The sequence below is a fragment of the Microbispora sp. NPDC049633 genome (assembly GCF_040675265.1).
Taxonomy (GTDB): domain Bacteria; phylum Actinomycetota; class Actinomycetes; order Streptosporangiales; family Streptosporangiaceae; genus Microbispora; species Microbispora maris.
In genome coordinates this window covers 1-21,731 of sequence record NZ_JBFAOO010000127.1, presented here as the reverse complement: position 1 = coordinate 21,731, position 21,731 = coordinate 1, and the positions used below count along the sequence as shown (strand labels likewise).

Here is a 21,731-nt window from a genome sequence, read left to right as displayed (position 1 = left end):
GCCACGTGCACGTCGTCGTGGGCTCCCGCGACCCGCTCGGCCCGGAGGGACGGGCCCTCGTGGACACGCTGCCCCGGGTCACCGTGACGGTGATCCCGGGCGCGGGCCATCACCCCCAGCTGACGCACCCGGAGGAGGTCGCCGAAGCCGTCGGCGCGTGGCACCGATCCTCGGGCGCGTCCGCTGTCAGCCCTTCAGGCCGCTCAGCACGATGCCTCGGGTGAAGTAGCGCTGGAAGGCGAGGAAGAAGGCGATCGACGGCAGGGAGGCGAGCAGGCCGCCCGCCATGATCGCCCCTTGGTGCTGCGAGCCGGCGAAGTACGAGTTGAGGCGGGCGAGCGCGACCGGGATGTTCGCCATCTCGTCGCTCTGCACGATGATCAGCGGCCAGAGGAAGTTGTTCCACTCGGCGAGCACGATGAAGATCGACATCGCGGCGAGGGCCGGGCGCAGCAGCGGCAGCACGATCCGCCACCAGATGCGCCACTCCCCGGCGCCGTCGACCCGGGCGGCCTGGATGAGCTCGTCCGGGATCGAGTGGAGGAACTGCACGAGGAAGAACAGGACGAAGGCCTTGGCCAGCGCCGGGACGATGTAGCCCTGGTAGGTGTCGAGCCAGCCCAGGTTCCGCATGATCACGTAGTTCGGCACCAGGGTGGTCTGCCAGGGCACCATCATCGAGGCGACGATCAGCACGAAGATCAGCCGCCGCCCCGGCACCCGGTGCTTGGTGATCACGTACGCCGCCAGCGAGGCGATCAGCAGCGACCCGACCGTGATCGCGACGGTGATCACCAGGCTGTTGAACATGAAGCGGCCGAACCCGAAGTCCACCTGGAACCGCTGGAAGATGCCCTGGAGGTGACCGGGGTTGACCCGGGCGGGGGAGTAGCCGGGGTCGTAGAAGTTGTTCAGCGTCGCATGCTCGGGCACGAAGGACGGGGGCTGCCGGTTGAGCTCCGTCACCGGTTTGAACACCGTGATCAGCATCCAGTAGAACGGCGCGATCATGGTGAGCGACAGCAGGTAGAACGGCAGGCGCAGCAGGTGCCCGCGCCAGGTGGTGCGCGACGTGGCGGCAGGCGCCCGCCGGGGTGCGGCGGCGGGGTCGGAGACGATCGGCGTGGTCGTGGGGGCGGCGGCCATCACAGCTCCTTCAGGGCGCGGCCGATGCGGAGGTTGACCATGCTCAGGGCGAAGATGATCAGGAAGAGCACCCACGCGATCGCCGAGGCGTAGCCGAGCTTGAAGTGCGTGAAGCCCTGGTCGTAGAGATAGGGCACGATCATCAGGCCCGAGTCGAGCACGCCGCCGATGTTGTTGGTGCCCCGGAACACGATGTAGACGGCTTCAAAGACCTGGAAGGCCCCGATGAGACCGGTCACGACCACGTACGTGGTGACCGGGCGCAGCAGCGGCAGCGTCACGCGGCGGAACTGCTGCCAGGTGGTGGCGCCGTCGATGCGGGCCGCCTCGTAGTACTCCTGCGGGATCGTGTTGAGCCCGGCGACGTACAGGACCATGCCGTAGCCCATCCCGCCCCACACCGACATGAGCACGAGGATCGGGATCGTGAGCCCGGGGGTGGCCAGCCATTCGACCGCCCTGCCGCCGAACCAGGCCACGACGGTGTTGGCCAGGCCGAAGTCACCCGGTGCGAAGATCCACTTCCAGAGCAGCATGAGCGCGATCGACGAGGTCACCGAGGGCAGGAAGAAGATCGTCCGCATGATGCGGTGCGGCCAGCTCGACCCGCTGAACGCCAGCGCGAGGCCGAGCGACAGCAGCGTGCCGATCCCGATCGACGCCACGACGTAGAGGAACGTGTTGCCGAGGGCGTGCCGGAACCGGTCGTCGTCGAACAGCAGATGCCGGAAGTTGTCCAGCCCCTCGAACTCCGGGGCGTTCACGCCGTCGAACTTCGTGAAGCTGAGGTAGAGCGAGTTGGCCAGCGGCCAGACCAGGAAACCGGCGAACAGGCCGAGGAACGGCAGCAGCATCAGATAGGAGGTGCCGTAGCGGCGCCATCGGCGCCGGGGCGCGGCGGCGTGAATTGCCATGTCGTCTCCAGTCGAAGGGAAGCCGAGGACGGACCCGGGCCGGTGAGAGGTCAGGTGTCACCGGCCCGGGCCTGGTTGGGGGACGGGTGCCGCGGCCGGTGAGGGGTCAGGCGTCACCGGTGAGCCACGGCCGTCCCGGCTATCCGGCGTTGCGCTCCATGACCTTGGCGGCCTCGGCCAGGGCCGTCTTCACGTCGGCCTTGCCGAGGATCGCGGCCTGGAACTGCTTGGCCACGTCGGACGCGCTCTCGTCCCAGCCGGGACATCCGGGCGCCGCCGCGCCGGTCTTGATGATCTCGGCGAACACCGCCGAGTGCTCCGGCGTGAACGGCGAGTCGGCGACCTTGTCCGGGCGGGGCGGGATGTAGGCGATGTTGCGGGCCTTCGACTCCGTCGCCACCGCGTCGACGGCCTCGTCGGTGTAGAGGAACTTGACGAAGTCCGCCGCCTGCTGGATGTGCTTGCTGTACGACGTGACGCCGACGGCCCGGCCCCCGATGAAGGTCGTCGGTCCCGCCGGGCCGGCCGGCAGGGGGGCGACCGCCCACTTGCCCTTCAGCTCGGGCTTGCTGGTGTCGATGCCGAGGGCGTTCCAATTGCCGCCGTAGACCATCGCGGTGCCCGTGCCCAGCGCGTCCGGGGTCGCCACCGTGTCGGTCGGCGCGCTGTGCTCGCGGTGCAGGTCGATCCAGTACGCCAGCGCCTGCTCGGCCTGCGGGGTGTTCAGCGAGGGCTCGCAGTCCGGCGTGTAGAAGGTGCCGCCCGCCTGGTAGAGGAAGTTGAAGTAACCGATCCAGTCGAGATTGCCCCAGTCGATGCTGAACGGCGTCCTCACCCCGGATTTCTTGAGTTTCTCGATGTCGGCGGTCAGTTCCTCCCAGGTCTTGGGCGGCTCCTCGATGCCCGCCTTGTCCAGCAGGTCGGTGCGGTAGTAGAGCGCCTCGGTGGACATGTCGAGGGGGATGCCGTAAATGGTCCCGTCGGGGGAGACGGCCGACTTCCACTGGGCGGATTGCGCCTGGGCCTGGAGCTGATCGATGCCGTACTTGCGCAGGTCGACCATGCCGCCGCGCAGGCCGAACTGGATGGTCCAGGTCATCCCGCCGGAGACGATGTCGGGCCCGCTGCGGCTGGTCGAGGCCGCGAGCAGCTTCGCGTACGCGTCGTCCCAGGCGAGCGTCTGCACCTTGATCGTCACGTTGGGGTGCGACTTCGTGTACAGGTCGGCGGCCTTCTGGAAGGCCGCGCTCTCGTCGTCGCCCCCGGTGGACCACCACGTGATCGCGGCGGGGGCGCCGGCGTCCGCCTGCTTGGTCTCCGGTGTGCCGCCGGTCGCGCAGCCCGCGCCGAAGGCGGCGATCAGGGCGGCGCACGTGGCCGCCGTCGTTCGTCGCATGGACGTCTCCGATCTCTACGGAAAGTGATCGACTGACATGTCGTGCCCCCCGAAAGGCGGACCGCGAAGGCAGCGCCGGCGCGGCCGAACCTCCCACGCTTCGAATTCGTGCAGAGTCCAGCACTAAACCGGATTAGTTTCAAGAGGGCGTTTCATCCCGTCAATCCGGACGTAACGCCGCCATGAGCGTCATTCCGCAGGTCATCGGCAGGGATCATCTGGAGTCGAATCCCGGCGGACGACCCTTAACCGGGTCAGAAGTCTGAAACAAGGCGTTTGTGTAACCTTGCGGCGTACCACGAGCCAGGCCCACCACCCACGGGAGTCCCCCATGTTCGTCGACATGCCTCTCGACCAGCTGCGCGCGTACCTGCCCGAGCGCCGGGAGCCCGCCGACTTCGACGCCTTCTGGGACCGCACGCTGGCCGAGGCCCGCGCGCACGACCTGAACCCCGTCTTCGAGCCGTACGAGGCGGACCTCGCGTTGGTGGACGTGGCCGACGTGACGTTCGCCGGCTTCGGCGGGCATCCGATCAAGGGATGGTTCCTCGCGCCCACGGGCGCGTCGGGCCCGCTGCCCTGCGTGGTGGAGTTCATCGGCTACGGCGGCGGCCGGGGCCGGCCGCACGACTGGCTGCTGTGGCCGGCCGCCGGATACGCGACGTTCGTGATGGACACCCGCGGGCAGGGCGGCACCTGGCGCTCCGGCGACACCCCCGACCCGGTCGGCGGCAACGGCGCGCAGATCCCCGGCAAGCTCACCCAGGGCGTGTTCGACCGGGACGGCTACTACTACCGGCGGCTCTACACCGACGTCGTGCGCGCGGTCGAGGCGGCCAGGTCGCACCCCCTCGTGGACGCGGGGCGCGTGGTGGTGACCGGCGGCAGCCAGGGCGGCGGCATGGCGCTCGCCGCCGCCGCGCTCGTGCCGGATCTCGCCTTCGCGTTCGTCAACGTGCCGTTCATGTGCGACATCCGGCGTGCCGTCGAGATCACCGACGAGGAGCCGTACGCGGAGCTGGGCCGGTTCTGCGGGATCCACCGGACCCGGGTCGAGGAGATCTTCGCGACCCTCGGCTACTTCGACGGCCTGCACTTCGCGGCGCGGGCCGCCACGCCCGCCCGGTTCTCCGTCGGCCTGCGCGACGGCGTCACCCCGGCCTCGACCGTGTTCGGGGCCTACAACCACTACGCCGGGCCCAAGGACATCACGGTCTGGCCGTTCAACGGCCACGAGGGCGGGGAGTCGCAGCAGGCGCTGGAGCAGCTCAGGCTGGCCAGGAAGATCCTCGGCTGAGACGGATCTCGCAGGGTGGACGCGGGGCGCGGAGGTGCGCCCCCGCGACTACCCTGGGGCCGATAACCTGGTTGCGCAGGCCCACGACGCGAGAGAGACCATGAAGACCTTCGAAGAGCTGTACGCCGAGCTGGCAGAGAAGGCGCGCCTTCGGCCCGAGGGGTCGGGCACCGTGGCCGCCCTGGACGCCGGCGTCCATGCCATCGGCAAGAAGGTCGTGGAGGAGGCCGCGGAGAGCTGGATGGCGGCCGAGCACGAGTCGGCGGACCGGGCGGCGGAGGAGATCTCCCAGCTGCTCTACCACGTCCAGGTGCTGATGCTGGCCCGCGGGATCGGGCTGGACGAGGTCTACAAGCATCTGTAGCCGCCGCGGCGGCCACAGATCGTCCATCGACCTCGTTCCGGCTGAAAGGATCTTCCACCCATGCTGCGCATCGCCGTACCGAACAAGGGCGCGCTCTCCGAGGCCGCCCAGACCATGCTGAAGGAGGCGGGCTACCGCCAGCGCCGGGACAGCAAGGAGCTCGTGGTCGTCGACTCCGACAACTCCTGCGAGCTGTTCTTCCTCCGCCCGCGCGACATCGCCGTGTACGTCGGCGAGGGCACCCTGGACGCCGGGATCACCGGGCGCGACATGCTCTTCGACTCCGGCGCCCCGGCCGAGGAGGTCATGCCGCTCGGCTTCGGCCGGTCGACGTTCCGCTTCGCCTCCACGCCGGGCGCCTACTCCGGCGTCGCGGGCCTGTCCGGCCTGCGCATCGCCACCTCGTACGCCGGGCTGCTCGGCAAGTACCTCGCCGACCAGGGCGTGGACGCCCGGGTCATCAAGCTCGACGGCGCGGTCGAGACGGCGATCAGGCTCGGCGTCGCGGACGCGATCGCGGACGTGGTGGAGACCGGCACGACGCTGCGCAACGTCGGCCTTGAGGTGTTCGGGGAGCCGATCGCGCACTCCGAGGGCATTTTGATCAAGCGGGCCGGCGCCCCCGAGGCGAACGGGTTCCAGCAGCTCATCCGGCGGTTGCAGGGCGTGCTCGTGGCCCGCGACTTCGTCATGATCGACTACGACATCCGGGCCGAGCGCATCGACGAGGCCATCGCCATCACCCCGGGCATGGAGGGGCCGACCGTCTCGCCGCTGCACCGCGAGGGCTGGGTCGCCGTGCGGGCGATGGTCCCCCGCAAGGGCCACCAGCAGGTGATGGACCAGCTCTGGGAGATCGGCGCCAAAGCCATCCTCGTCACCGCCATCTTCGCCTGCCGCCTCTGAGCCAGGCTTCGCCGACCCGCTGTCGCGGTGGGCGAGCCGTGTGTCAAGATCGCGTCATGACTCGATTACACCGTTGGTTGGTGCCGTTGATCTGCGCGCTCACCCTCGCGGCGGCCGCGCCCGCCGTCGCGGCGGGGCACTCGGCGAGCGTGGCGGCGGCCGATGTCCCCGCGACGCAGCTCGACGCGATCCGCAGGCTCGACTTCATGGTCGGGCGCTGGGCCGGTTCGGGATGGGTCGACACCGCCTCCGGCCGGCAGCAGTTCCTCCAGACCGAGAAGGTCGCCTACAAGGCGGGCGGCCAGGTGATCACGGTGGAGGGCCAGGGCCGGGACAAGGCCGATCCGCGCAGGATCGTGGACACCGCGCTCGCGGTCGTCAGCTACGACGACCAGAGCGGGCAGTACCGCTGGGAGGCGTTCTCGCAGGGGCACGTCACCGCCACCGTCCCCGTGGTCGGCGACCACTTCTTCCAGTGGAGCATCCAGACCGCGGGCCCGACCGTCCGGTACACCCTGCGCTTCACCGGCAGGGAGTGGCACGAGATCGGTGAATACACGCTCGACGGCGGCGCCACCTGGCGGCAGAACTTCCAGATGGACCTGCGCCGCGTGGCCTGACGACTGCGCGCCCTCCTTTCTCCCGGCGGGGAGGAGGGAGGGCGCTGACGATTTCAGGGTGCCCGCGTCGGCAGGCGTTCGATCGCGATCATGGCGGTGTCGTCGTCCAGCCGGCCGTCCACGTGCTGGAACAGGCGCGCGCAGAGCCGTTCGACGAGGGTGGCGACGTCCTCGCCGGCCCGTTCGCCCAGGCGCGCGGGGAGGTCGAAGAACGCGCCGGTACGGTCGCGGGCCTCGATGACGCCGTCGGTGTAGAGCAGGAGGATGTCGCCGGGCTCGAAGGGGAACGTCGCCGGCCGAGGTTCGGACGCCGTCAGCAGTTCGAGTCCCAATGGGGGAGCGACCTGGTCCGGTTCCAGCGTCAGCACCCGGTTCCCGTGGAGGAGGAGCGGCGGCGGGTGACCACAGGCGATCACGCGTACCGTCGGTTCGGCGTCGGGGATCTCGGCGACGGCCGCGGTGACGAAGCATTCCTGGGCGTCGATGTCGGATGCGGCGTGCTCGATGAGGTTCTGCCGGATGCTGTTCTCCATGCGCGTCATCAGCTCGGACAGGGACGTCGGCCCGTGTGACGCCTCGCGGAAGGCGCAGAGCGACGCCGCGGCGTCACTGATCGCGGACAACCCCTTTCCGCGTACGTCTCCGATCAGCAGTCGGGTGACGTCGTCGCTCCGGGCGGCCGCGTACAGATCGCCGCCGATCCTCGCCTCCGCGGCCGCGGGCAGATAGATCGATGCGATGCGCAACGGGCCGACCGTCCGGGGCAGTGGCCGCAGCAGGACGCGCTGGGCGACCTCGGAGACCGACCTGACCTGCTGGAGCACGGCCCGGTGCCGCTCGTACCCGACGCGGAAGACGACCACGACGGCCGACACGGCGAACAGGGCGAGCATCTCGACGTGGTGCTCGGAGCTTCCGAGGACGCCCTGTCCCAGACCGCTCACCACGTCGGCCGCCAACGCCAGCGCTCCGATCACCGCCGTGCACCTCGGACCGGCGAACGACGCGGTGAGCGCGGGCGCGACGACGAGCAGCGGCCCCAGGTGCACGCTCCGCGGCAGCGCGAGGTCGAGAGCCGCGATGACCACGATGAGCCCGAGCGGGATCACCACCAGGATGTGATTCACCTGGAGATCCCGGCGGTAATCCCGGATCGTCGCCATGAGGCGCATCTTTCCGGGTTATCACGCTGTGGGCATCGCCCGGCGGCCAGGGGCGGCGCTGCGGGGCGGAGAGGGGAAGCCGGTCGCGCCGGCGGCAGAGGAACCGGCGGCCCGCCGGATGACAAAAGTCATCGCGAAGGCCGGAGGCAGGGCACTGACGGCAGACGGGCCCCGATTCCTACCGTGAAGCCCATGAACGCCATCGCCTTCACCGAGGTCACCAAGAGATACGGTGACGTGGTCGCGGTCGACGGAATCGACCTGGAGGTCCCGGCCGGCGCCACGGTGGCGCTGCTGGGGCCCAACGGGGCCGGCAAGTCCACCTCGATCACCATGCTGCTCGGCCTGCTGCGGCCCACGTCCGGCGAGATCCGGGTCTTCGGCGAACCGCCGCGGACCGCCGTCGCCAACGGGGAGATCGGCGCGATGCTCCAGGAGGGCGCGCTGATCCCCGAGCTGAGCGTCGCCGAGACCGTGGACTTCGTCCGGCGGCTCTACCCCCGCCCGCTGCCGCTGGAGGAGATCCTCCGGCTCGCCGACCTGACCGAGATCGCCCGCCGGCGGGCCGACCGGCTGTCCGGCGGGCAGACCCAGCGGGTCCGGTTCGCGCTGGCCATCGCGGGCGGGCCGAAGCTCCTGCTGCTCGACGAGCCCACCGCGGCCATGGACGTCGAGTCCCGCCGCAGGTTCTGGGACAACATGCGGGCGTACGCCGCGAAGGGACGGACGATCCTGTTCGCCACCCACTATCTGGAGGAGGCCGACGAGAACGCCGACCGGGTCGTCGTCATCGCCCGCGGCCGGATCGTGGCCGACGGCAGCGCCGCCGGGATCAAGGCCGGCGTCGCCGGGCAGGCGGTGAGCTTCCTGCTGGGCGAGCAGCCGGTCACCGGGCTCGACGCCCTCCCCGGGGCGACCGGCGTGGAGCTGCAGGGCGCCCGGGTCACGCTGCGCACGACCGACCTCGACGCCACCGTCGCCGCGCTGTACCGCAAGACCACCCTCGACATCCGCGATCTCCAGCTCCACGAAGCCGACCTGGAGGACGCCTTCCTCGCCCTGACCAAGGAGGCCTGACGATGCGGCACTACATCAAGGTCGAACTGCTGCGGATGCTGCGCAACAAGCGCTACGTCGTCTTCGTGGTCGCCTTCCCCGTCGGGTTCTACCTCCTCTACGCCAACCTCTGGGGGGCGGAGTCCGACCAGGCGACCGGGCTGCGGGGCAGCGTCATGCTGATGGTCTCGATGGGGGCGTACGGCGCGCTGGCCGCCGCCATGATGTCGACGGCCGTGCCCTGGTCGCAGGAGCGGCACAGCGGCTGGCTGCGGCAGCTCCAGATCACCCCGCTGCCCGGCCGGGCGATCGTCCTGACGAAGCTGGTCTCCTCGCTGCTGCTGGTCCTGCCGTCGCTGGTGCTGGTCGGCCTGGCCGCGGTGCTGACCCAGCACGTGTCGCTGCCGCCGGGGCGGTGGGCGGCGCTGATCCTGGCGATGTGGGCCGGCACGATCCCCTTCGCGGCGCTCGGCCTGATGATCGGATCCCTGCTGCCGCCCGACACCGCGCAGCCCGTCGCGATGGTCGGCATGTTCGGGCTGGCCATGCTGGGCGGGCTCTGGTTACCCGAGAGCATCATGCCCGCGGCCATGAAGAGCGTCGCCCACGTGACCCCGTCGTACGACTACGCGAGCATCGGGTGGCGGATCGCGGGGGGAGACGCCCCGCACCCGGCCCACGCGGCCGGCATCCTCGCCTGGGCGGCGGTGCTGGTGGCGCTGGCTCTCGTCGCCTACCGGCGCGCGACGACGCGTGCATGACCGGACAGACCGCGGCGGCACGTGCATGATCGGACAGGGCGCCGCGACGCGCGCCTGATCCATCGGGTCCGGGAAGGGGCATCGGGATGAGCCGGCTGGCCAGAGTGTTCACCTTCGGCGGCCCGGACGGGGGCGCCCCCCGGCTGAGGCGCCTGCTGGGCATGTCGCTCGGCCTGATCTACCTCTTCTACCCGGTGGCCGAAGTGGTCGACGGCACGGTGAGCGGCACGCGGGCGGTCGTGCGGATGGTCGCGCTCGCGGTCTTCGTGACCGTCTACCTGACGATCGTGCTCGGGCCGCGCGACCTCGACCACCGCCCCCGGTGGATGATCCTCCTGCTCGGCCTCGCGACAGTGATGGGGGCCGTCCTCCCGGTGGTCTTCCACAGCCAGACCTGGCTGACCCTCCCGGTCTACCTGGTGGTCGTGTACGCGATGGCCCTGCCGCCCCGGCGTGCCCTGCTCGGCATCGGGGTCATGACGGTGGTCCTGGTGGCCGACGGCACCGTGATCGGCGCGGAGGACGGCCTGCTGTGGATGCTCGTGCTGCAGAACCTCACCCTCGGCGTGCTCTTCATGAGCGTCCGCAACACCCGAGTCCTCATAGACAAGCTCAGGGAGGCGCAGGCCGAGGTGGCCAGGCTGGCCGCCGCGGAGGAGCGGCTGCGAATCGCCCGCGACCTGCACGACCTGCTGGGACACAGCCTCTCGCTGATCGTGCTGAAGAGCGAGCTCGCCGGCCGGCTGGGCGAGCAGGGCTCGCCGAGGGCGGCCGCCGAGGTGGCCGACATCGAGTCGGTGGCGAGGCAGGCGCTGACGCAGGTGCGTGAGGCCGTCACCGGCTACCGCCGCCGCTCCCTGCCGGAGGAGATCGACGGCGCCCGCGCCGTGCTGGCCGCCGCCGGCGTCGCCCTCACCGTGCGCACCCGCGGCACCCCGCTGCCCGAGGACCTCGACGGTCTGTTCGCCTGGGCCGTGCGCGAGGCGACCACCAACGTCGTGCGCCACTCCGGGGCCACCCGCTGCGAGATCGACCTGTCGTACGGCGAGGAGGGCGCGCTGCTGGAGATCGCCGACAACGGCCGTGGCGGGCCGCATGAGCCGGGCAACGGCCTGACCGGGCTCGGCGAGCGGGTGCGCGCGGCGGGCGGCGAGCTGGAGACCGAGACCGGCAAGCGGGGGTTCCGGGTGCGGGTCGAGGTACCGCCGCCCCCGGACCGTACGGCGGAGATGATCGCGGATAGGTTGGCCGAGTGATCAGGGTCGTGCTGGCGGAGGACCAGAGCATGGTGCGGGGAGCGCTCGCCTCCCTGCTCGGCCTGGAGCCCGACATCGAGGTGGTCGGAGAGGCGGCGAACGGGGACGAGGTGATCACCGTCGCCGAGGCGACCCGGCCGGACATCGCGCTGCTCGACATCGAGATGCCCGGCAGGGACGGGATCGCCGCCGCCGAGGAACTGCGCCGCCGGGTCCCCGGATGCAAAGTGGTGATCCTCACGACCTTCGGCAGGCCCGGCTACCTGCGCCGTGCGATGGAGGCCGGGGCCGTGGCGTTCCTGGTGAAGGACAGCCCGGCGCGCGAGCTGGCCGCGGCCCTCAGACGGGTGCTGCGGGGAGAGCGGGTGATCGACCCCGGGCTGGCCGCCGCCGCGCTCAGCGCCGGGCCGAACCCGCTGTCGCCACGCGAACGCGACGTGCTGTCCGCCGCGGCGGACGGCTCGACGATCGGCGACGTCGCCGCACGGCTGCACCTGTCGGAGGGCACGGTGCGCAACTATCTGTCGGCGGCCATCCACAAGACCGGGGCGCGCAACCGCATCGAGGCCGTCCGCAAGGCCCAGGCCCAGGGCTGGCTCTGACCGTCCCCCGGATTGGCGCGTCAGCGGGCGGGCCGCAGGTCGGCGGCGTGCCGCAGCAGGTCGCCGACCCGGACCACGCCCATGCACCTGCCGACCTCGTCGACCACCACGAGGTCGTCGTACACGCGGGCGTTGTCCCGCCCCGCCACCTGCATGGCCGCGATCACCGGAGTCGTCTTCGCCACGATCTTCGCGGTGTCCGCCAGGCGGCCGGCCGGCTTCCTCGCGTGCAGCGCGTGGCCGTAGGCCCCGGCCATGAACAGCAGGAAGCGGCTGCGGTCGATGCTGCCCTGGGGCCGCTGGTACTCGTCCACCAGGATCACGCTCGTGATCGAGGGCTCGGCGCTCAGCACGGCGACCACCTCCTCGGCGGTCGACTCGGCCGGCAGCGTCACCGCGGGAAGCAGGAGCTCCTGCACCCGGGGACCCAGTGCGGCCGTGGGGGCGGCGGCCTCCGGCACCGGCAGTGGGACGTGGACGCGGTTGTACCCGTGGGAGGGCCGCCAGTCGGACGGCGCGAGCAGAGGGCCCTGGGCGAGCCTGATCCCCCAGCCGCGTACCGCCGCCAGCTGTGCCTCGTCCCGCACGCCCGGGGCGAGCACGTGCGCGCCGACGCCGCGCGCCAGGCGGACCAGCGACTCCGCGAGCGCCCCGCGCCGGGGGTCCCGGGGCCCCCGCGCGACCAGGTCGGCGGACAGCGCGACCACGTACGGCGAGGCGTCGGCGAGCAGGTCGAGCGGCAGCGCGGCGGTGCCGAGCCCGGCGAACGCGATGAGGTAGCCCACCGCGCGCAGGCCGTCGATCCCGGACAGCAGGGCCGTGCGCTCGGCGGGCACCGGATCGCCCTCGATGGCGAGGATGACCTCGCGCGGGCGCCGGCCGCACATCCGCATGGCCTCGTGCAGCGACGCGAGGCCGGCCGACCCCCCGGCCACGGCGGCGGCGTGGATCGGCAGGACCAGCGGCAGCAGGGCCTCCTCCCGGGCGGCGGCCAGCACACCGTTCACGGTGGCCGCCACGCCCGGGACGGCGGGGGAGGCGCTCTCGGCGATCACCTCGACGGCCACCGCGCCGCCGGTGTCGAGGTCGACCACCGGAAGGAAGAGCGGGCCCGCCGGACGCCCGGCGGGAAAGCCGGGCGCGTGCGCGCGCTGGTCGTACGGCTGGGGGGAGGCCGCGGGGGTGTACCTCCGCACGATGTTCGCCGGGTCGTGTTCCAGGGCGGTGTCCGCGGGCAACGGGGTCGCCGGGGCCGGGCCGGGCGCCGGGACGTGCTGCGGGGTCGCGGCGGACGGCGCCGCCGATGGTGAGGGGAGCGACACGATTGAATTGTGGGACCCCGTGCCCTGGACGTTGACGCTCGCAGGAGGAAATTCACCTATATTTCCCCGTTAGTTGGAGGGGATCCGGCAGACAACCGCAGGGATAGGCTGATCGGCCATGACGGCACGGCCCGCCGCCGGCGGCGGCAGGTGGATCCCGGTCGCCCCCGAGAGGCTCGCGGGGTGGATCGGGCGCTTCGCCGAGCGGCACGGCGCGGTCGAGGCCGTGGTTCTGCCGGACGTGGTGCGTCTCGACGCCGCGGACGGCGCGGTCGCGGAGTGCCACGTGCCGTTCCCGCCGCTGCGGCCCTCCCCCGACGGCCCGGCCGGCGACGGACCCGAGGACGGGTTCCGCCTTCCCCCGCCCGCGGCGGCGCTGGTGGCCCACGCGCGCCGTGAGCGGACCGTCGGCGTGCTGCTGGCCCGGCTCGGCGGGTACGCCGCCGGTGTCTTCACCGGAGCCCGCCTCGTCGCCGGCAAGGCCGGCTCCCGCCAGGTCCACGGGCGCAGCGCGGCGGGCGGGTGGTCGCAGCAGCGCTTCGCCCGGCGCAGGGACAAGCAGTCGGCCGAGGCGCTGCGGGCCGCCGCCGACGTGGCCGTCCGGGTGCTCGTGCCGAGGCTCGGGGAGTTGGAGGCCGTCGTGCTCGGCGGGGACCGGCGCTCGATCGACGAGATCGGGCGGGACCGGCGCCTCGCGCCGCTGTTCGCCCTGGAGACCGGGCCCTTCCTCACCGTTCCCGATCCCCGGCCGGCGGTCCTGGAGGCCACGCCGGAGCAGTTCCGCGCCGTACGGATCCGCCTGCTCGACCCCTGACCGGTGGCACGACGGGGCGGCCGGCGGAGCCCCGGAGCGGCAGGTGGGAGAGAGGCAGGTAGGCGTGGGCGGTTCCGCGCCGCCGGGAGGCGGGTTTCGCCGCAGGCGGCCGTGGGAACGGCGGCATTACACTTGAGCCCATGCGCACTCCCGATTGATCGCTCCCGGTCGCCGATCCTGACCTCATCACCTACGGGAGTGTCCCCTTTATCATGATCATCGCTGCAGACATCGAACTTCGCGCGGGCTCACGCCTGCTCATCGAGGGCGCCTCGTTCCGGGTGAACCCGGGCGACAAGATCGGTCTCGTGGGCCGCAACGGCGCCGGCAAGACCACCCTCACCAAGGTCCTGGCCGGAGAGGGGCTGCCCGCCGCGGGCACGGTCACGATCTCCGGCAGCGTCGGCTACCTGCCGCAGGACCCGCGCACCGGCGACCTGAGCGTGCTGGCGCGTGACCGCATCCTGTCGGCCCGCGGCCTCGACGAGGTGCTCCGCGAACTGCGCGAGGCCGAGGCCGGCATGGCCGCCGACGATCCGCGCGCACGCGACCGGGCGGTGCGCGCGTACGGCCGCCTGGAGGACCGCCTGCACGTCCTCGGCGGCTACGCCGCGGAGTCGGAGGCGGCCTCGATCGCCTCCAGCCTCGGGCTGCCCGACCGCGTCCTCGGTCAGCCGCTGCAGACCCTGTCCGGCGGTCAGCGACGGCGGGTGGAACTGGCCCGCATTCTTTTCTCCGGAGCGGAGACTCTCCTGCTCGACGAGCCCACAAACCACCTCGATGCGGACTCGATCGGCTGGCTTCGTGATTTTTTGCGCTCGCACCAGGGCGGCTTGGTGATCATCAGCCACGACGTAAACCTTCTTGAGGCGACGGTAAACCGGGTGCTCCACCTCGACGCCAACCGCTGCGTGATCGACACCTACAACGTCGGCTGGAAGGCCTATCTCGCCCAGCGGGAGACCGACGAGAAGCGGCGCAAGCGCGAGCGGGCCAACGCCGAGCGGCAGGCGTCCGCCCTGCTGTCCCAGGCCGACCGCATGCGGGCGAAGGCCACCAAGGCCAAGGCGGCCCAGGACATGGAGCGGCGCGCCCGGCGGCTGCTCTCGGGCGTCGAGGGGGAGCGCCGCTCCGACCGCGTCGCCAAGCTCCGCTTCCCCGACCCGGCGCCCTGCGGGAAGACCCCGCTGACGGCCCGCGGCCTGTCCAAGTCGTACGGCTCGCTGGAGGTGTTCACCGACGTCGACGCGGCGGTCGACCGGGGCTCGCGGATCGTCATCCTCGGCCTGAACGGCGCGGGCAAGACCACCCTGCTCCGCCTGCTCGGCGGCATCGAGAAGCCCGACACCGGCGAGGTCATGCCCGGCCACGGGCTCAAGATCGGCTACTACGCGCAGGAGCACGAGACGCTCGATCCCGGGCGCACGGTCCTGGAGAACATGCGGTCGGCCGGACCCGACCTGGCCGACGTCGACCTGCGCAAGGTGCTGGGGTCGTTCCTGTTCACCGGCGACGACGTGGACAAGCCCGCGGGGGTCCTGTCCGGCGGCGAGAAGACCCGTCTCGCCCTCGCGACGCTGGTGCTGTCGAGCGCCAACGTGCTGCTGCTCGACGAGCCCACCAACAACCTCGATCCGGCCTCGCGCGATCAGGTGCTGGCCGCCCTCGGCTCCTACACGGGCGCGATTGTGCTGGTCACGCACGACGAGGGCGCCGTCGAGGCGCTGAAGCCGGATAGGGTGATTCTGTTGCCAGACGGAGTCGAGGACGCATGGAGCGACGAATTTTCCGATCTTGTGGCGCTTGCCTGATCTTAATTTGAGCGGGTAGGGATCTTTTCCCGCGGAGTAGGTAGCCGATCCCGTCGAAATGACTGATCATGGGCTGAAGTAACGCTGCGGAAGTCTGGCACTACAGGAGGTACTCGTGGCCGAGACTCTGAAGAAGGGCACCCGGGTGACCGGGGCCGACCGGGAAAAACTGGCCGCCGATCTCAAGAAGCGCTATTCCGCGGGTGAGAGCATCCGCGCTCTGGCTGCTTCCACCGGCCGGTCGTACGGGTTCATCCACCGCATCCTGAGCGAGTCCGGGGTGACTCTGCGCGGGCGCGGCGGCGCGACCCGGGGCAAGTCCAAGCGCTAAAGATCCACCTCAAGACGCGCGACCGCAGCCGCTCGTTCCTGCAGGAGGAGCGGTCGCGTCCAACTCGCCAGAACGATGTTCGGTAAGCTCGGGCGCGACCGCGAGATGAACAGGAGGGCGGACGCCGGCACGGACGGTGCGCCGCACCGGACCGGCCGTGCGAGGCGACGTCACTCCGCACAGGACGCAGGAGCATGGCATGGCGGAAGCGGCAATGGGGGGGAATCCGGAGCACGTCCCCGCGACGGGCGGCGGCTCCGATGTATCGACGATCTCGGCGGCCGCGCCGGCCGAGGTCGGAGTGCGCTTCGAGGTGGACGGCGAGATCGCGACCGTCACTTTGGACCGGCCGGACAAGCGCAACGCGCAGACGTTCGCCACCTGGTCGGCCCTGGCCCGGATCGGGGAGACCCTTCCGGAGCAGGTGAGAGTGGTCGTGGTCAGAGGCGAGGGGCCGTCCTTCTCAGCCGGGATCGACCTGCGCATGTTCACGCCGGAGGGAGTGCCCGGACAGGGGTCGTTCGCGAGCGCCGCCGCGCTCGGCGACACCGAGTTCGAGCAGCGGATCGCGGAGGCCCAGAAGGGCTTTCTATGGCTGCGCAGGCCGGAGATCGTGTCGATCGCGGCCGTACAGGGCCACGCGATCGGGGCGGGCTTCCAGCTCGCGCTCGCGTGTGACCTGCGAGTCGTCGCGGACGACGTGAAGTTCTGCATGAAAGAGCCCGCGCTGGGGCTGGTTCCCGACCTGACCGGGACCAAGCCCCTGACCGACATCGTGGGCGTTCCCCGGGCCGTCGAGATGTGCCTGACCGCGCGTACCGTGGGGGCCGCCGAGGCCGTACGGCTCGGCCTGGCCGAGATCGCGGTGCCCGTGTCCGAGCTGGCCCAGGCCGTGGACGACCTGGCCGCCGCGCTGCTGTCCACCGACCGCGCCGCCGCGGCCGCCACCAAGAGGCTGCTGCAGGCCGCGCCGGTACGCACGCTGGAGGAGCAGGCCGCCGCCGAGCGGGCCGAGCAGGTCGCGCGCATCCGGGCGTTCGTCGGGGGCGCGTCCGCCCCGGACTGAGGGCGGCGTCCGTTCCGGGCTGACGGGCGAGGTCCGCTCCGGGTCGACGCGCGGTGTTCGCCTCGCGTCCGTGGGCAGTGGTCGCGTGAACGGACGGGCGGCGGTCGGGTGGAATCCACGGGCGCTGTTCGCTTCGAGCTGACGGGGGAATCGGGGGAGTCCTCCCACCGCTGCACGGCTGGGAGGATGTACGGCATATGTCGATGATGAACGGGGGCTACGGTCTCCAGGTGATGCGGTCCTTACGGCGTGACAGCTCCGTGACGAAGGAGCGGATCGCGCCGGGGACCGTCCGGCGCATCGCCGGTTACGCCCGGCCGTTCCGCAGGCAGATCGCCGGTTTCCTCGCGCTGGTCGTGGTCGACGCGGTCATCGTGGTCGCCAACCCGCTGCTGATGAAGGCGATCATCGACTACGGGATCACCCCCAAGCGGGTCGACGTGGTGGTGTGGCTCGCGGTGGCGATCGGGGCGCTCGCGGTGCTGGACGCCGGGCTCGGCCTGCTGCAGCGGTGGTATTCCGCCCGCATCGGCGAGGGCCTGATCTACAACCTGCGCACCGAGGTCTTCGACCACGTGCAGCGGATGCCGGTCGCGTTCTTCATGCGCGCCCAGACCGGCGCGCTGGTCTCCCGGCTGAACACCGACGTCATCGGGGCGCAGCGGGCCCTCACCAGCACCCTGTCGTCGGTGGTGTCCAACGTCATCAGCCTGGTCATGGTGCTCGGCACCATGCTCGTGCTGTCGTGGCAGGTCACGCTGGTCGCGCTGGTCCTGCTGCCGATCTTCATCTTCCCGGCCAAGTGGGTCGGCCGCCGGATGTCCGCGCTGACCCGCGAGCAGATGCAGCTCGACGCCGAGATGAGCTCGGTGATGACCGAGCGGTTCAACGTGGCCGGGGCCATGGTCGCCAAGCTGTACGGCAGGCCGGACGACGAGGCGGCCCACTTCGCGGAGCGCGCGGGCCGGGTCCGCGACGTCGGTGTGATCGTCGCCATGTACGGCGCGGTGTTCCGCATCGCGCTCGGCCTGGTCGCCGCGCTGGCGACCGCGCTGGTCTACGGCCTCGGCGGCGTGCTCGCGATCTCCGGAGCCTTCGCGCTCGGCACCCTGGTCGCCCAGTCGTCCCTGCTCATGCGCCTGTACGGCCCGCTGACCAGCCTGTCGAACGTCCACGTGGACGTGATGACCGCGCTGGTGAGCTTCGACCGCGTCTTCGAGGTGCTCGACCTCAAGCCGATGGTGGCGGAGAAGCCGGACGCCCGGCCGATCCCCGAGGGGCCGGTCACGATCGAGTTCGACGACGTCCGCTTCCGTTACCCGGCCGCCTCCGACGTGTCGCTGGCGTCGCTGGAGTCGGTGGCCCGCCCGGACACCGGGCCCTCGCAGGAGGTGCTCAAGGGCGTGTCCTTCACCGCCCACCCGGGCGAGCTGGTGGCGCTCGTCGGCCACTCGGGCGCGGGCAAGACGACCATCACCCAGCTGGTGTCCCGGCTGTACGACGTGGACGAGGGGACCGTCCGGATCAACGGCATGGACGTCCGCGACGCCACCCTCGACGGCATCAGGGACACGGTCGGCGTCGTCATGCAGGACGCCCACCTGTTCCACGACACGATCGGCAACAACCTCCGCTACGCCCGTCCGGAGGCGACCGACGAGGAGGTCTGGGAGGCGCTGCGCGCGGCCCAGATCGCCGACCTGGTGAAGAACCTGCCCGAGGAGCTGGAGACGGTCGTCGGCGACCGCGGCTACCGGCTGTCGGGAGGGGAGAAGCAGCGCATCGCCCTGGCCCGGCTCCTGCTGAAGGCGCCGCGCGTGGTGGTGCTCGACGAGGCCACCGCCCACCTGGACTCCGAGTCCGAGGCCGCCGTGCAGCAGGCGCTGAAGACCGCCCTGAGAGGAAGGACGTCGCTGGTGATCGCCCACCGGCTGTCGACCATCCGTGAGGCCGACACGATCCTGGTGGTCGAGGACGGCCGGGTCGCCGAGCGCGGGCGGCACGAGGAGCTGCTGGAGCGGGGCGGCGCCTACGCCGAGCTGTACCGCACCCAGTTCACCGGTTCGGACCCCGGAGGGTCCTGAGACGGCCCTCAGCGGTAGCCGAGGCGGGTGAGCTCCTCCCTGGCCACCTTCTCCACCAGCTCGGCGTCCTCGGCCGACAGCCGGCGGCGCCAGCCGCCCGGCCTGGGGATGCTCGTGCCGTACAGCGCGATCGTGGAGACCTTGGCCTCGAGGAAGGACGACACCGCGTCGATGGCCTCTCCCGGCGAGGCCACCACGTCCTCGTACCGCAGGGTGAGCAGGTGCTCGGCGGGCAGTTCGCGGCGCAGGGCCGCGCTGAGCCGTACCGCGCCGCGCCAGCGCAGGGCGCACTTGCCCGCGGGCGGCATCCCGGCCCAGCGCTCGCGGTGCTCGGCCGAGCGCACGCCGAGGAACGGGTTGGGAAACTCGGCGTCCTCGCTCAGCATATGGGGCTTGACCCAGGTCATGCAGGCGGGGTCGGCCAGCATGTCGGCGACCACGTCACGGCCGTCGCGGATGATCTGGATGAGCCGGGCGTCGGGGAACGCCCGCAGCAGCACCGGCGCGCTGTAGAGCAGGTCGGGACTGGCGTCACCGAACCGGGACAGCGTGCCCGGCCCGACGCACGGCCCCGCGCCGACGATGCCGCCCGCCTCCCGGCAGGCGGACGTGCACTCCGCGCACGCCGCCGGGACCACCTGCCAGGCCTCCGCCAGCACGTCGCGCAGCACCTGCGGCGCGCCGCCGCTGCGGGCGATCGACGGTCTCCTGGCGAAGGCGTAGACGACCCGGGCCACCGGGCCCCTGCCCATCGTCACGTGGAAGCCGGGCGAGCGCTTGAGCGCACGGCCCAGCAGGTCCGCGCCGGAGTGCGGCGCCGCGACGACGAACACCGGACGGCGGACCTTGACACCGTTGACCACGAGGATGTGCGTCGGAGGTCGCATAGATACCGCTAAGTCTGACACCCTTTGAAGGGTGAGCGAGCGCTTCCCGGGCGGGGCGGGCGGTGACGCCTCGGTAACGGTCCCGAGCCTGCCCCGGCGGCTGAGGCCCGGTGACACGGTCGCGCTGGTCGCGCCGGCCGGCCCGGTCGATCCCGTACGGCTGGAGCGCGGCACCGAGGTCCTGACCGGGCTCGGGCTGCGGGTCGTGCACGGGGCGTCGATCCTCGCGCGGGAGGGCTACCTCGCCGGGTCCGACGCCGCGCGGGCGGCCGACCTGCGGGACGCCTGGTGCGATCCCGGGGTGGCGGCGGTCGTCTGCGCCAGAGGCGGCTACGGCGCCACCCGGCTGCTCGGGCTGCTCGACTGGGACGCGATGGCGGCGGCCGGGCCGAAGATCCTGCTCGGGTCGAGCGACGTCACCGCACTGCACCGGGCCTTCGCCGACCGGCTCGGGCTGGCGACGCTGTTCGGGCCGATGCCCGCGACGGCGGCGATCGGCGGCGCGGAGGGGCCCGAGCCGGTCACCTTCGCCCACCTGCGGGAGGCCCTGTTCGAGGGCGGCACGCCGGCGCCGATCAAGGGTGACCGGGTGATCGTGCCCGGCCGGGCCGAGGGCCGGCTCACCGGCGGCAACCTCGCCCTGCTCGCCGCCCTGTGCGGCACGCCGTACGCGCTGCGCGCGCGGGACCGTGTCGTGCTGCTGGAGGACGTGACCGAGGAGCCGTACCGGATCGACCGCATGGTGACGCAGCTGCTGCAGGCGGGCTGTCTCGACGGCGCGGCGGGCATCGTGCTGGGATCGTGGGTGGACTGCGGCGACCCGCTGCCCATGCTGGCAGAACGCCTGGCCCCGCTGGGTGTGCCGGTGCTCGCGGGGCTGCCTGTGGGCCATGGCACACCACAGTTGAGTGTGTGGTTGGAGACGAATGTGGCTATTGTTGCCGAATCGTGTTCTCTCCTGGGCATGTTCCGCGACTCGGACGCGGCAACCTGAGACCCGCCCCGGAGGCATCCGGGCGGCGGCGAAGGGATGGTGCGTTGGGACTCTTGCGGCGACTGCTCAGCCGGACGCGGCCGGACCATCCCGCCCCGAGAGCCGTCGAGGACGTCGATCTCGACTCGCTGCTGGCCCTGGTCGCCGAGACCATGGGCTACACCTGCGTGTTCGCGGCCGACGGCACGTCGCTGACGCTGACCTCGGCCGAGCGTGAGCGATCGGTGAACCTCGTCGGCCTGCGCCGGGAGGCCGGTCGGCGTGCCCGCGAGGACTGGCCGATGCTGGTCTCCGAGCACCTGGCCCACGCGGTGTCCGGCGAGCCGTTCGACGCCTGCAACCTCGCGCCGATCAAGCCGCTGCTGCGCACCCGGGTCCACGCCGCCGACGACCCCGCCTTCCCCGACCCCTCCCGGATCATCGGCCGTCACCTCAGCGCCGACCTCATCGAGGTGCTGACCATCGGCGCCCGGCCCGTACGCCCGGAGGAGGCCTTCTGCTGGCCGATCCCGCCGGCCGAGGCGCTCGACGTGGCCGTCGGCAACGCCCTGACCGACGAGCGGCCCACCGTGTCGCGGCTCGACCTCGCCGGGACCGAGGTGTCGCTGCTGACCGCGCCCAGCGCGGCGGCCCACCTGCGCCGCCTGACGGCGTACATGGAGGTGCCCGAGGACGGCATGCTCGCCGTGCTGCCGCACCGGGGCATGGTCGCGGTGCACCCGGTGGCCGGCATCGGCGTGGTCCGCGCGATCGAGCGCCTGCGCATCTTCGCGCACCGTGAGCACGCCGGCCGGGCCGACGGGCTCAGCCCGCACGTGTACTGGTGGCGCCGGGGCAAGCTGACACGGATCCAGGCCGACCTCATCAGCCACGACGGGCAGACCCGGCTGGTCGTCGCCCCGCCGCCCGAGTTCGCCCGGCTGCTCGCCCGCATCGCCGGC

General features: G+C 71.7%; 21 protein-coding genes. 15 read left to right on the top strand and 6 right to left on the bottom strand.

Translation table 11 applies throughout. From position 1 onward, the window contains the following. Positions 1 to 186: 186 nt before the first annotated feature. The 3 genes from AB0J39_RS27145 to AB0J39_RS27135 form a co-directional block, all read right to left on the bottom strand. Positions 187 to 1,146, bottom strand: coding sequence for a carbohydrate ABC transporter permease (locus AB0J39_RS27145; protein ID WP_363469452.1), 960 nt, complete (start codon positions 1,144 to 1,146; stop codon positions 187 to 189). Continuing rightward, the gene (locus AB0J39_RS27140) at positions 1,146 to 2,060 is read right to left on the bottom strand and encodes a sugar ABC transporter permease (protein ID WP_363469450.1); all 915 of its coding nucleotides are present in this window, start codon (positions 2,058 to 2,060) and stop codon (positions 1,146 to 1,148) included. The genes AB0J39_RS27145 and AB0J39_RS27140 overlap by 1 nt, the downstream gene beginning before the upstream one ends. A gap of 139 nt (positions 2,061 to 2,199) precedes the next feature. Next, on the bottom strand, positions 2,200 to 3,456 hold the full coding sequence (locus AB0J39_RS27135; RefSeq protein WP_363469449.1) for an extracellular solute-binding protein: 1,257 nt from the start codon (positions 3,454 to 3,456) through the stop codon (positions 2,200 to 2,202). Positions 3,457 to 3,787: 331 nt separating this feature from the next. Here AB0J39_RS27135 and AB0J39_RS27130 point away from each other — a divergent pair, with 331 nt between their 5' ends. The 4 genes from AB0J39_RS27130 to AB0J39_RS27115 all read left to right on the top strand — a co-directional run bounded on the left by AB0J39_RS27130 (position 3,788) and on the right by AB0J39_RS27115 (position 6,643). Continuing rightward, positions 3,788 to 4,753 carry an acetylxylan esterase gene (locus AB0J39_RS27130; RefSeq protein WP_363469447.1) on the top strand — a complete coding sequence of 322 codons (966 nt, stop codon included), beginning with the start codon at positions 3,788 to 3,790 and terminating at the stop codon, positions 4,751 to 4,753. A 100-nt stretch (positions 4,754 to 4,853) separates the two neighbouring features. Continuing rightward, on the top strand, positions 4,854 to 5,117 hold the full coding sequence (locus AB0J39_RS27125; RefSeq protein ID WP_363469446.1) for a phosphoribosyl-ATP diphosphatase: 264 nt from the start codon (positions 4,854 to 4,856) through the stop codon (positions 5,115 to 5,117). A gap of 60 nt (positions 5,118 to 5,177) precedes the next feature. After that, a complete protein-coding gene (gene hisG, locus AB0J39_RS27120) occupies positions 5,178 to 6,023 on the top strand; it encodes an ATP phosphoribosyltransferase (protein ID WP_363469444.1) in 846 nt (281 codons plus the stop codon). An 80-nt stretch (positions 6,024 to 6,103) separates the two neighbouring features. Next, entirely contained in the window at positions 6,104 to 6,643 is a 540-nt protein-coding gene (locus AB0J39_RS27115; RefSeq protein WP_363469442.1) for a hypothetical protein, read from the top strand. 53 nt (positions 6,644 to 6,696) lie between these two features. Here the strand turns inward: AB0J39_RS27115 and AB0J39_RS27110 are convergent, their stop codons facing one another. Next, positions 6,697 to 7,770 (bottom strand): PP2C family protein-serine/threonine phosphatase, encoded by a 1,074-nt coding sequence (locus AB0J39_RS27110; RefSeq protein WP_363469440.1) that lies wholly within the window; start codon positions 7,768 to 7,770, stop codon positions 6,697 to 6,699. Between the two features lie 228 nt (positions 7,771 to 7,998). Between AB0J39_RS27110 and AB0J39_RS27105 the strand changes: the two genes are divergently transcribed. The 4 genes from AB0J39_RS27105 to AB0J39_RS27090 all read left to right on the top strand — a co-directional run bounded on the left by AB0J39_RS27105 (position 7,999) and on the right by AB0J39_RS27090 (position 11,481). Further along, positions 7,999 to 8,883 carry an ABC transporter ATP-binding protein gene (locus tag AB0J39_RS27105; RefSeq protein WP_363469438.1) on the top strand — a complete coding sequence of 295 codons (885 nt, stop codon included), beginning with the start codon at positions 7,999 to 8,001 and terminating at the stop codon, positions 8,881 to 8,883. 2 nt (positions 8,884 to 8,885) lie between these two features. Next, a complete protein-coding gene (locus AB0J39_RS27100; RefSeq protein ID WP_363469436.1) occupies positions 8,886 to 9,623 on the top strand; it encodes an ABC transporter permease in 738 nt (245 codons plus the stop codon). Between the two features lie 86 nt (positions 9,624 to 9,709). Beyond that, on the top strand, positions 9,710 to 10,879 hold the full coding sequence (locus AB0J39_RS27095; RefSeq protein WP_363469434.1) for a sensor histidine kinase: 1,170 nt from the start codon (positions 9,710 to 9,712) through the stop codon (positions 10,877 to 10,879). Beyond that, positions 10,876 to 11,481 carry a response regulator transcription factor gene (locus AB0J39_RS27090; protein ID WP_363469432.1) on the top strand — a complete coding sequence of 202 codons (606 nt, stop codon included), beginning with the start codon at positions 10,876 to 10,878 and terminating at the stop codon, positions 11,479 to 11,481. Before AB0J39_RS27095 ends, AB0J39_RS27090 begins: the two co-directional genes overlap by 4 nt. A gap of 20 nt (positions 11,482 to 11,501) precedes the next feature. On the opposite strand, the gene AB0J39_RS27085 is transcribed toward AB0J39_RS27090, so the two are convergent. Further along, complete coding sequence (locus tag AB0J39_RS27085) at positions 11,502 to 12,803, bottom strand: EAL domain-containing protein (protein ID WP_363469431.1); 1,302 nt, start codon at positions 12,801 to 12,803, stop codon at positions 11,502 to 11,504. 118 nt (positions 12,804 to 12,921) lie between these two features. Between AB0J39_RS27085 and AB0J39_RS27080 the strand changes: the two genes are divergently transcribed. From AB0J39_RS27080 to AB0J39_RS27060, 5 genes are all read left to right on the top strand, one after another. After that, entirely contained in the window at positions 12,922 to 13,617 is a 696-nt protein-coding gene (locus AB0J39_RS27080) for an acVLRF1 family peptidyl-tRNA hydrolase (protein WP_363469429.1), read from the top strand. 212 nt (positions 13,618 to 13,829) lie between these two features. Continuing rightward, positions 13,830 to 15,428 carry an ABC-F family ATP-binding cassette domain-containing protein gene (locus AB0J39_RS27075; protein WP_363469428.1) on the top strand — a complete coding sequence of 533 codons (1,599 nt, stop codon included), beginning with the start codon at positions 13,830 to 13,832 and terminating at the stop codon, positions 15,426 to 15,428. A gap of 115 nt (positions 15,429 to 15,543) precedes the next feature. After that, positions 15,544 to 15,759, top strand: a complete 216-nt coding sequence (locus AB0J39_RS27070) for a helix-turn-helix domain-containing protein (RefSeq protein ID WP_030507271.1) — start codon at positions 15,544 to 15,546, stop codon at positions 15,757 to 15,759. A gap of 199 nt (positions 15,760 to 15,958) precedes the next feature. Then, a complete protein-coding gene (locus tag AB0J39_RS27065) occupies positions 15,959 to 16,825 on the top strand; it encodes an enoyl-CoA hydratase/isomerase family protein (RefSeq protein WP_363469426.1) in 867 nt (288 codons plus the stop codon). Between the two features lie 197 nt (positions 16,826 to 17,022). Continuing rightward, positions 17,023 to 18,909, top strand: coding sequence for an ABC transporter ATP-binding protein (locus AB0J39_RS27060; RefSeq protein ID WP_363469424.1), 1,887 nt, complete (start codon positions 17,023 to 17,025; stop codon positions 18,907 to 18,909). 8 nt (positions 18,910 to 18,917) lie between these two features. Here AB0J39_RS27060 and AB0J39_RS27055 read toward each other — a convergent pair whose 3' ends face one another. Continuing rightward, positions 18,918 to 19,796 carry a sulfotransferase gene (locus AB0J39_RS27055; protein WP_363469423.1) on the bottom strand — a complete coding sequence of 293 codons (879 nt, stop codon included), beginning with the start codon at positions 19,794 to 19,796 and terminating at the stop codon, positions 18,918 to 18,920. Positions 19,797 to 19,827: 31 nt separating this feature from the next. Here AB0J39_RS27055 and AB0J39_RS27050 point away from each other — a divergent pair, with 31 nt between their 5' ends. Further along, complete coding sequence (locus AB0J39_RS27050) at positions 19,828 to 20,790, top strand: LD-carboxypeptidase (protein WP_363469421.1); 963 nt, start codon at positions 19,828 to 19,830, stop codon at positions 20,788 to 20,790. A 44-nt stretch (positions 20,791 to 20,834) separates the two neighbouring features. After that, the coding region (locus tag AB0J39_RS27045) for a hypothetical protein (protein WP_363469419.1) at positions 20,835 to 21,731 on the top strand (897 nt) is incomplete at its 3' end.

Excerpts from the sequence above, each read along its gene's own strand:
- AB0J39_RS27145 (WP_363469452.1), bottom strand. The coding sequence starts at position 1,146 with ATGGCCGCCGCCCCCACGACCACGCCGATCGTCTCCGACCCCGCCGCC.
- AB0J39_RS27140 (WP_363469450.1), bottom strand. The coding sequence starts at position 2,060 with ATGGCAATTCACGCCGCCGCGCCCCGGCGCCGATGGCGCCGCTACGGC.
- AB0J39_RS27135 (WP_363469449.1), bottom strand. The coding sequence starts at position 3,456 with ATGCGACGAACGACGGCGGCCACGTGCGCCGCCCTGATCGCCGCCTTC.
- AB0J39_RS27130 (WP_363469447.1), top strand. The coding sequence starts at position 3,788 with ATGTTCGTCGACATGCCTCTCGACCAGCTGCGCGCGTACCTGCCCGAG.
- AB0J39_RS27125 (WP_363469446.1), top strand. The coding sequence starts at position 4,854 with ATGAAGACCTTCGAAGAGCTGTACGCCGAGCTGGCAGAGAAGGCGCGC.
- hisG (WP_363469444.1), top strand. The coding sequence starts at position 5,178 with ATGCTGCGCATCGCCGTACCGAACAAGGGCGCGCTCTCCGAGGCCGCC.
- AB0J39_RS27105 (WP_363469438.1), top strand. The coding sequence starts at position 7,999 with ATGAACGCCATCGCCTTCACCGAGGTCACCAAGAGATACGGTGACGTG.
- AB0J39_RS27100 (WP_363469436.1), top strand. The coding sequence starts at position 8,886 with ATGCGGCACTACATCAAGGTCGAACTGCTGCGGATGCTGCGCAACAAG.
- AB0J39_RS27095 (WP_363469434.1), top strand. The coding sequence starts at position 9,710 with ATGAGCCGGCTGGCCAGAGTGTTCACCTTCGGCGGCCCGGACGGGGGC.
- AB0J39_RS27080 (WP_363469429.1), top strand. The coding sequence starts at position 12,922 with ATGACGGCACGGCCCGCCGCCGGCGGCGGCAGGTGGATCCCGGTCGCC.
- AB0J39_RS27075 (WP_363469428.1), top strand. The coding sequence starts at position 13,830 with ATGATCATCGCTGCAGACATCGAACTTCGCGCGGGCTCACGCCTGCTC.
- AB0J39_RS27065 (WP_363469426.1), top strand. The coding sequence starts at position 15,959 with ATGGCGGAAGCGGCAATGGGGGGGAATCCGGAGCACGTCCCCGCGACG.
- AB0J39_RS27060 (WP_363469424.1), top strand. The coding sequence starts at position 17,023 with ATGTCGATGATGAACGGGGGCTACGGTCTCCAGGTGATGCGGTCCTTA.
- AB0J39_RS27055 (WP_363469423.1), bottom strand. The coding sequence starts at position 19,796 with ATGCGACCTCCGACGCACATCCTCGTGGTCAACGGTGTCAAGGTCCGC.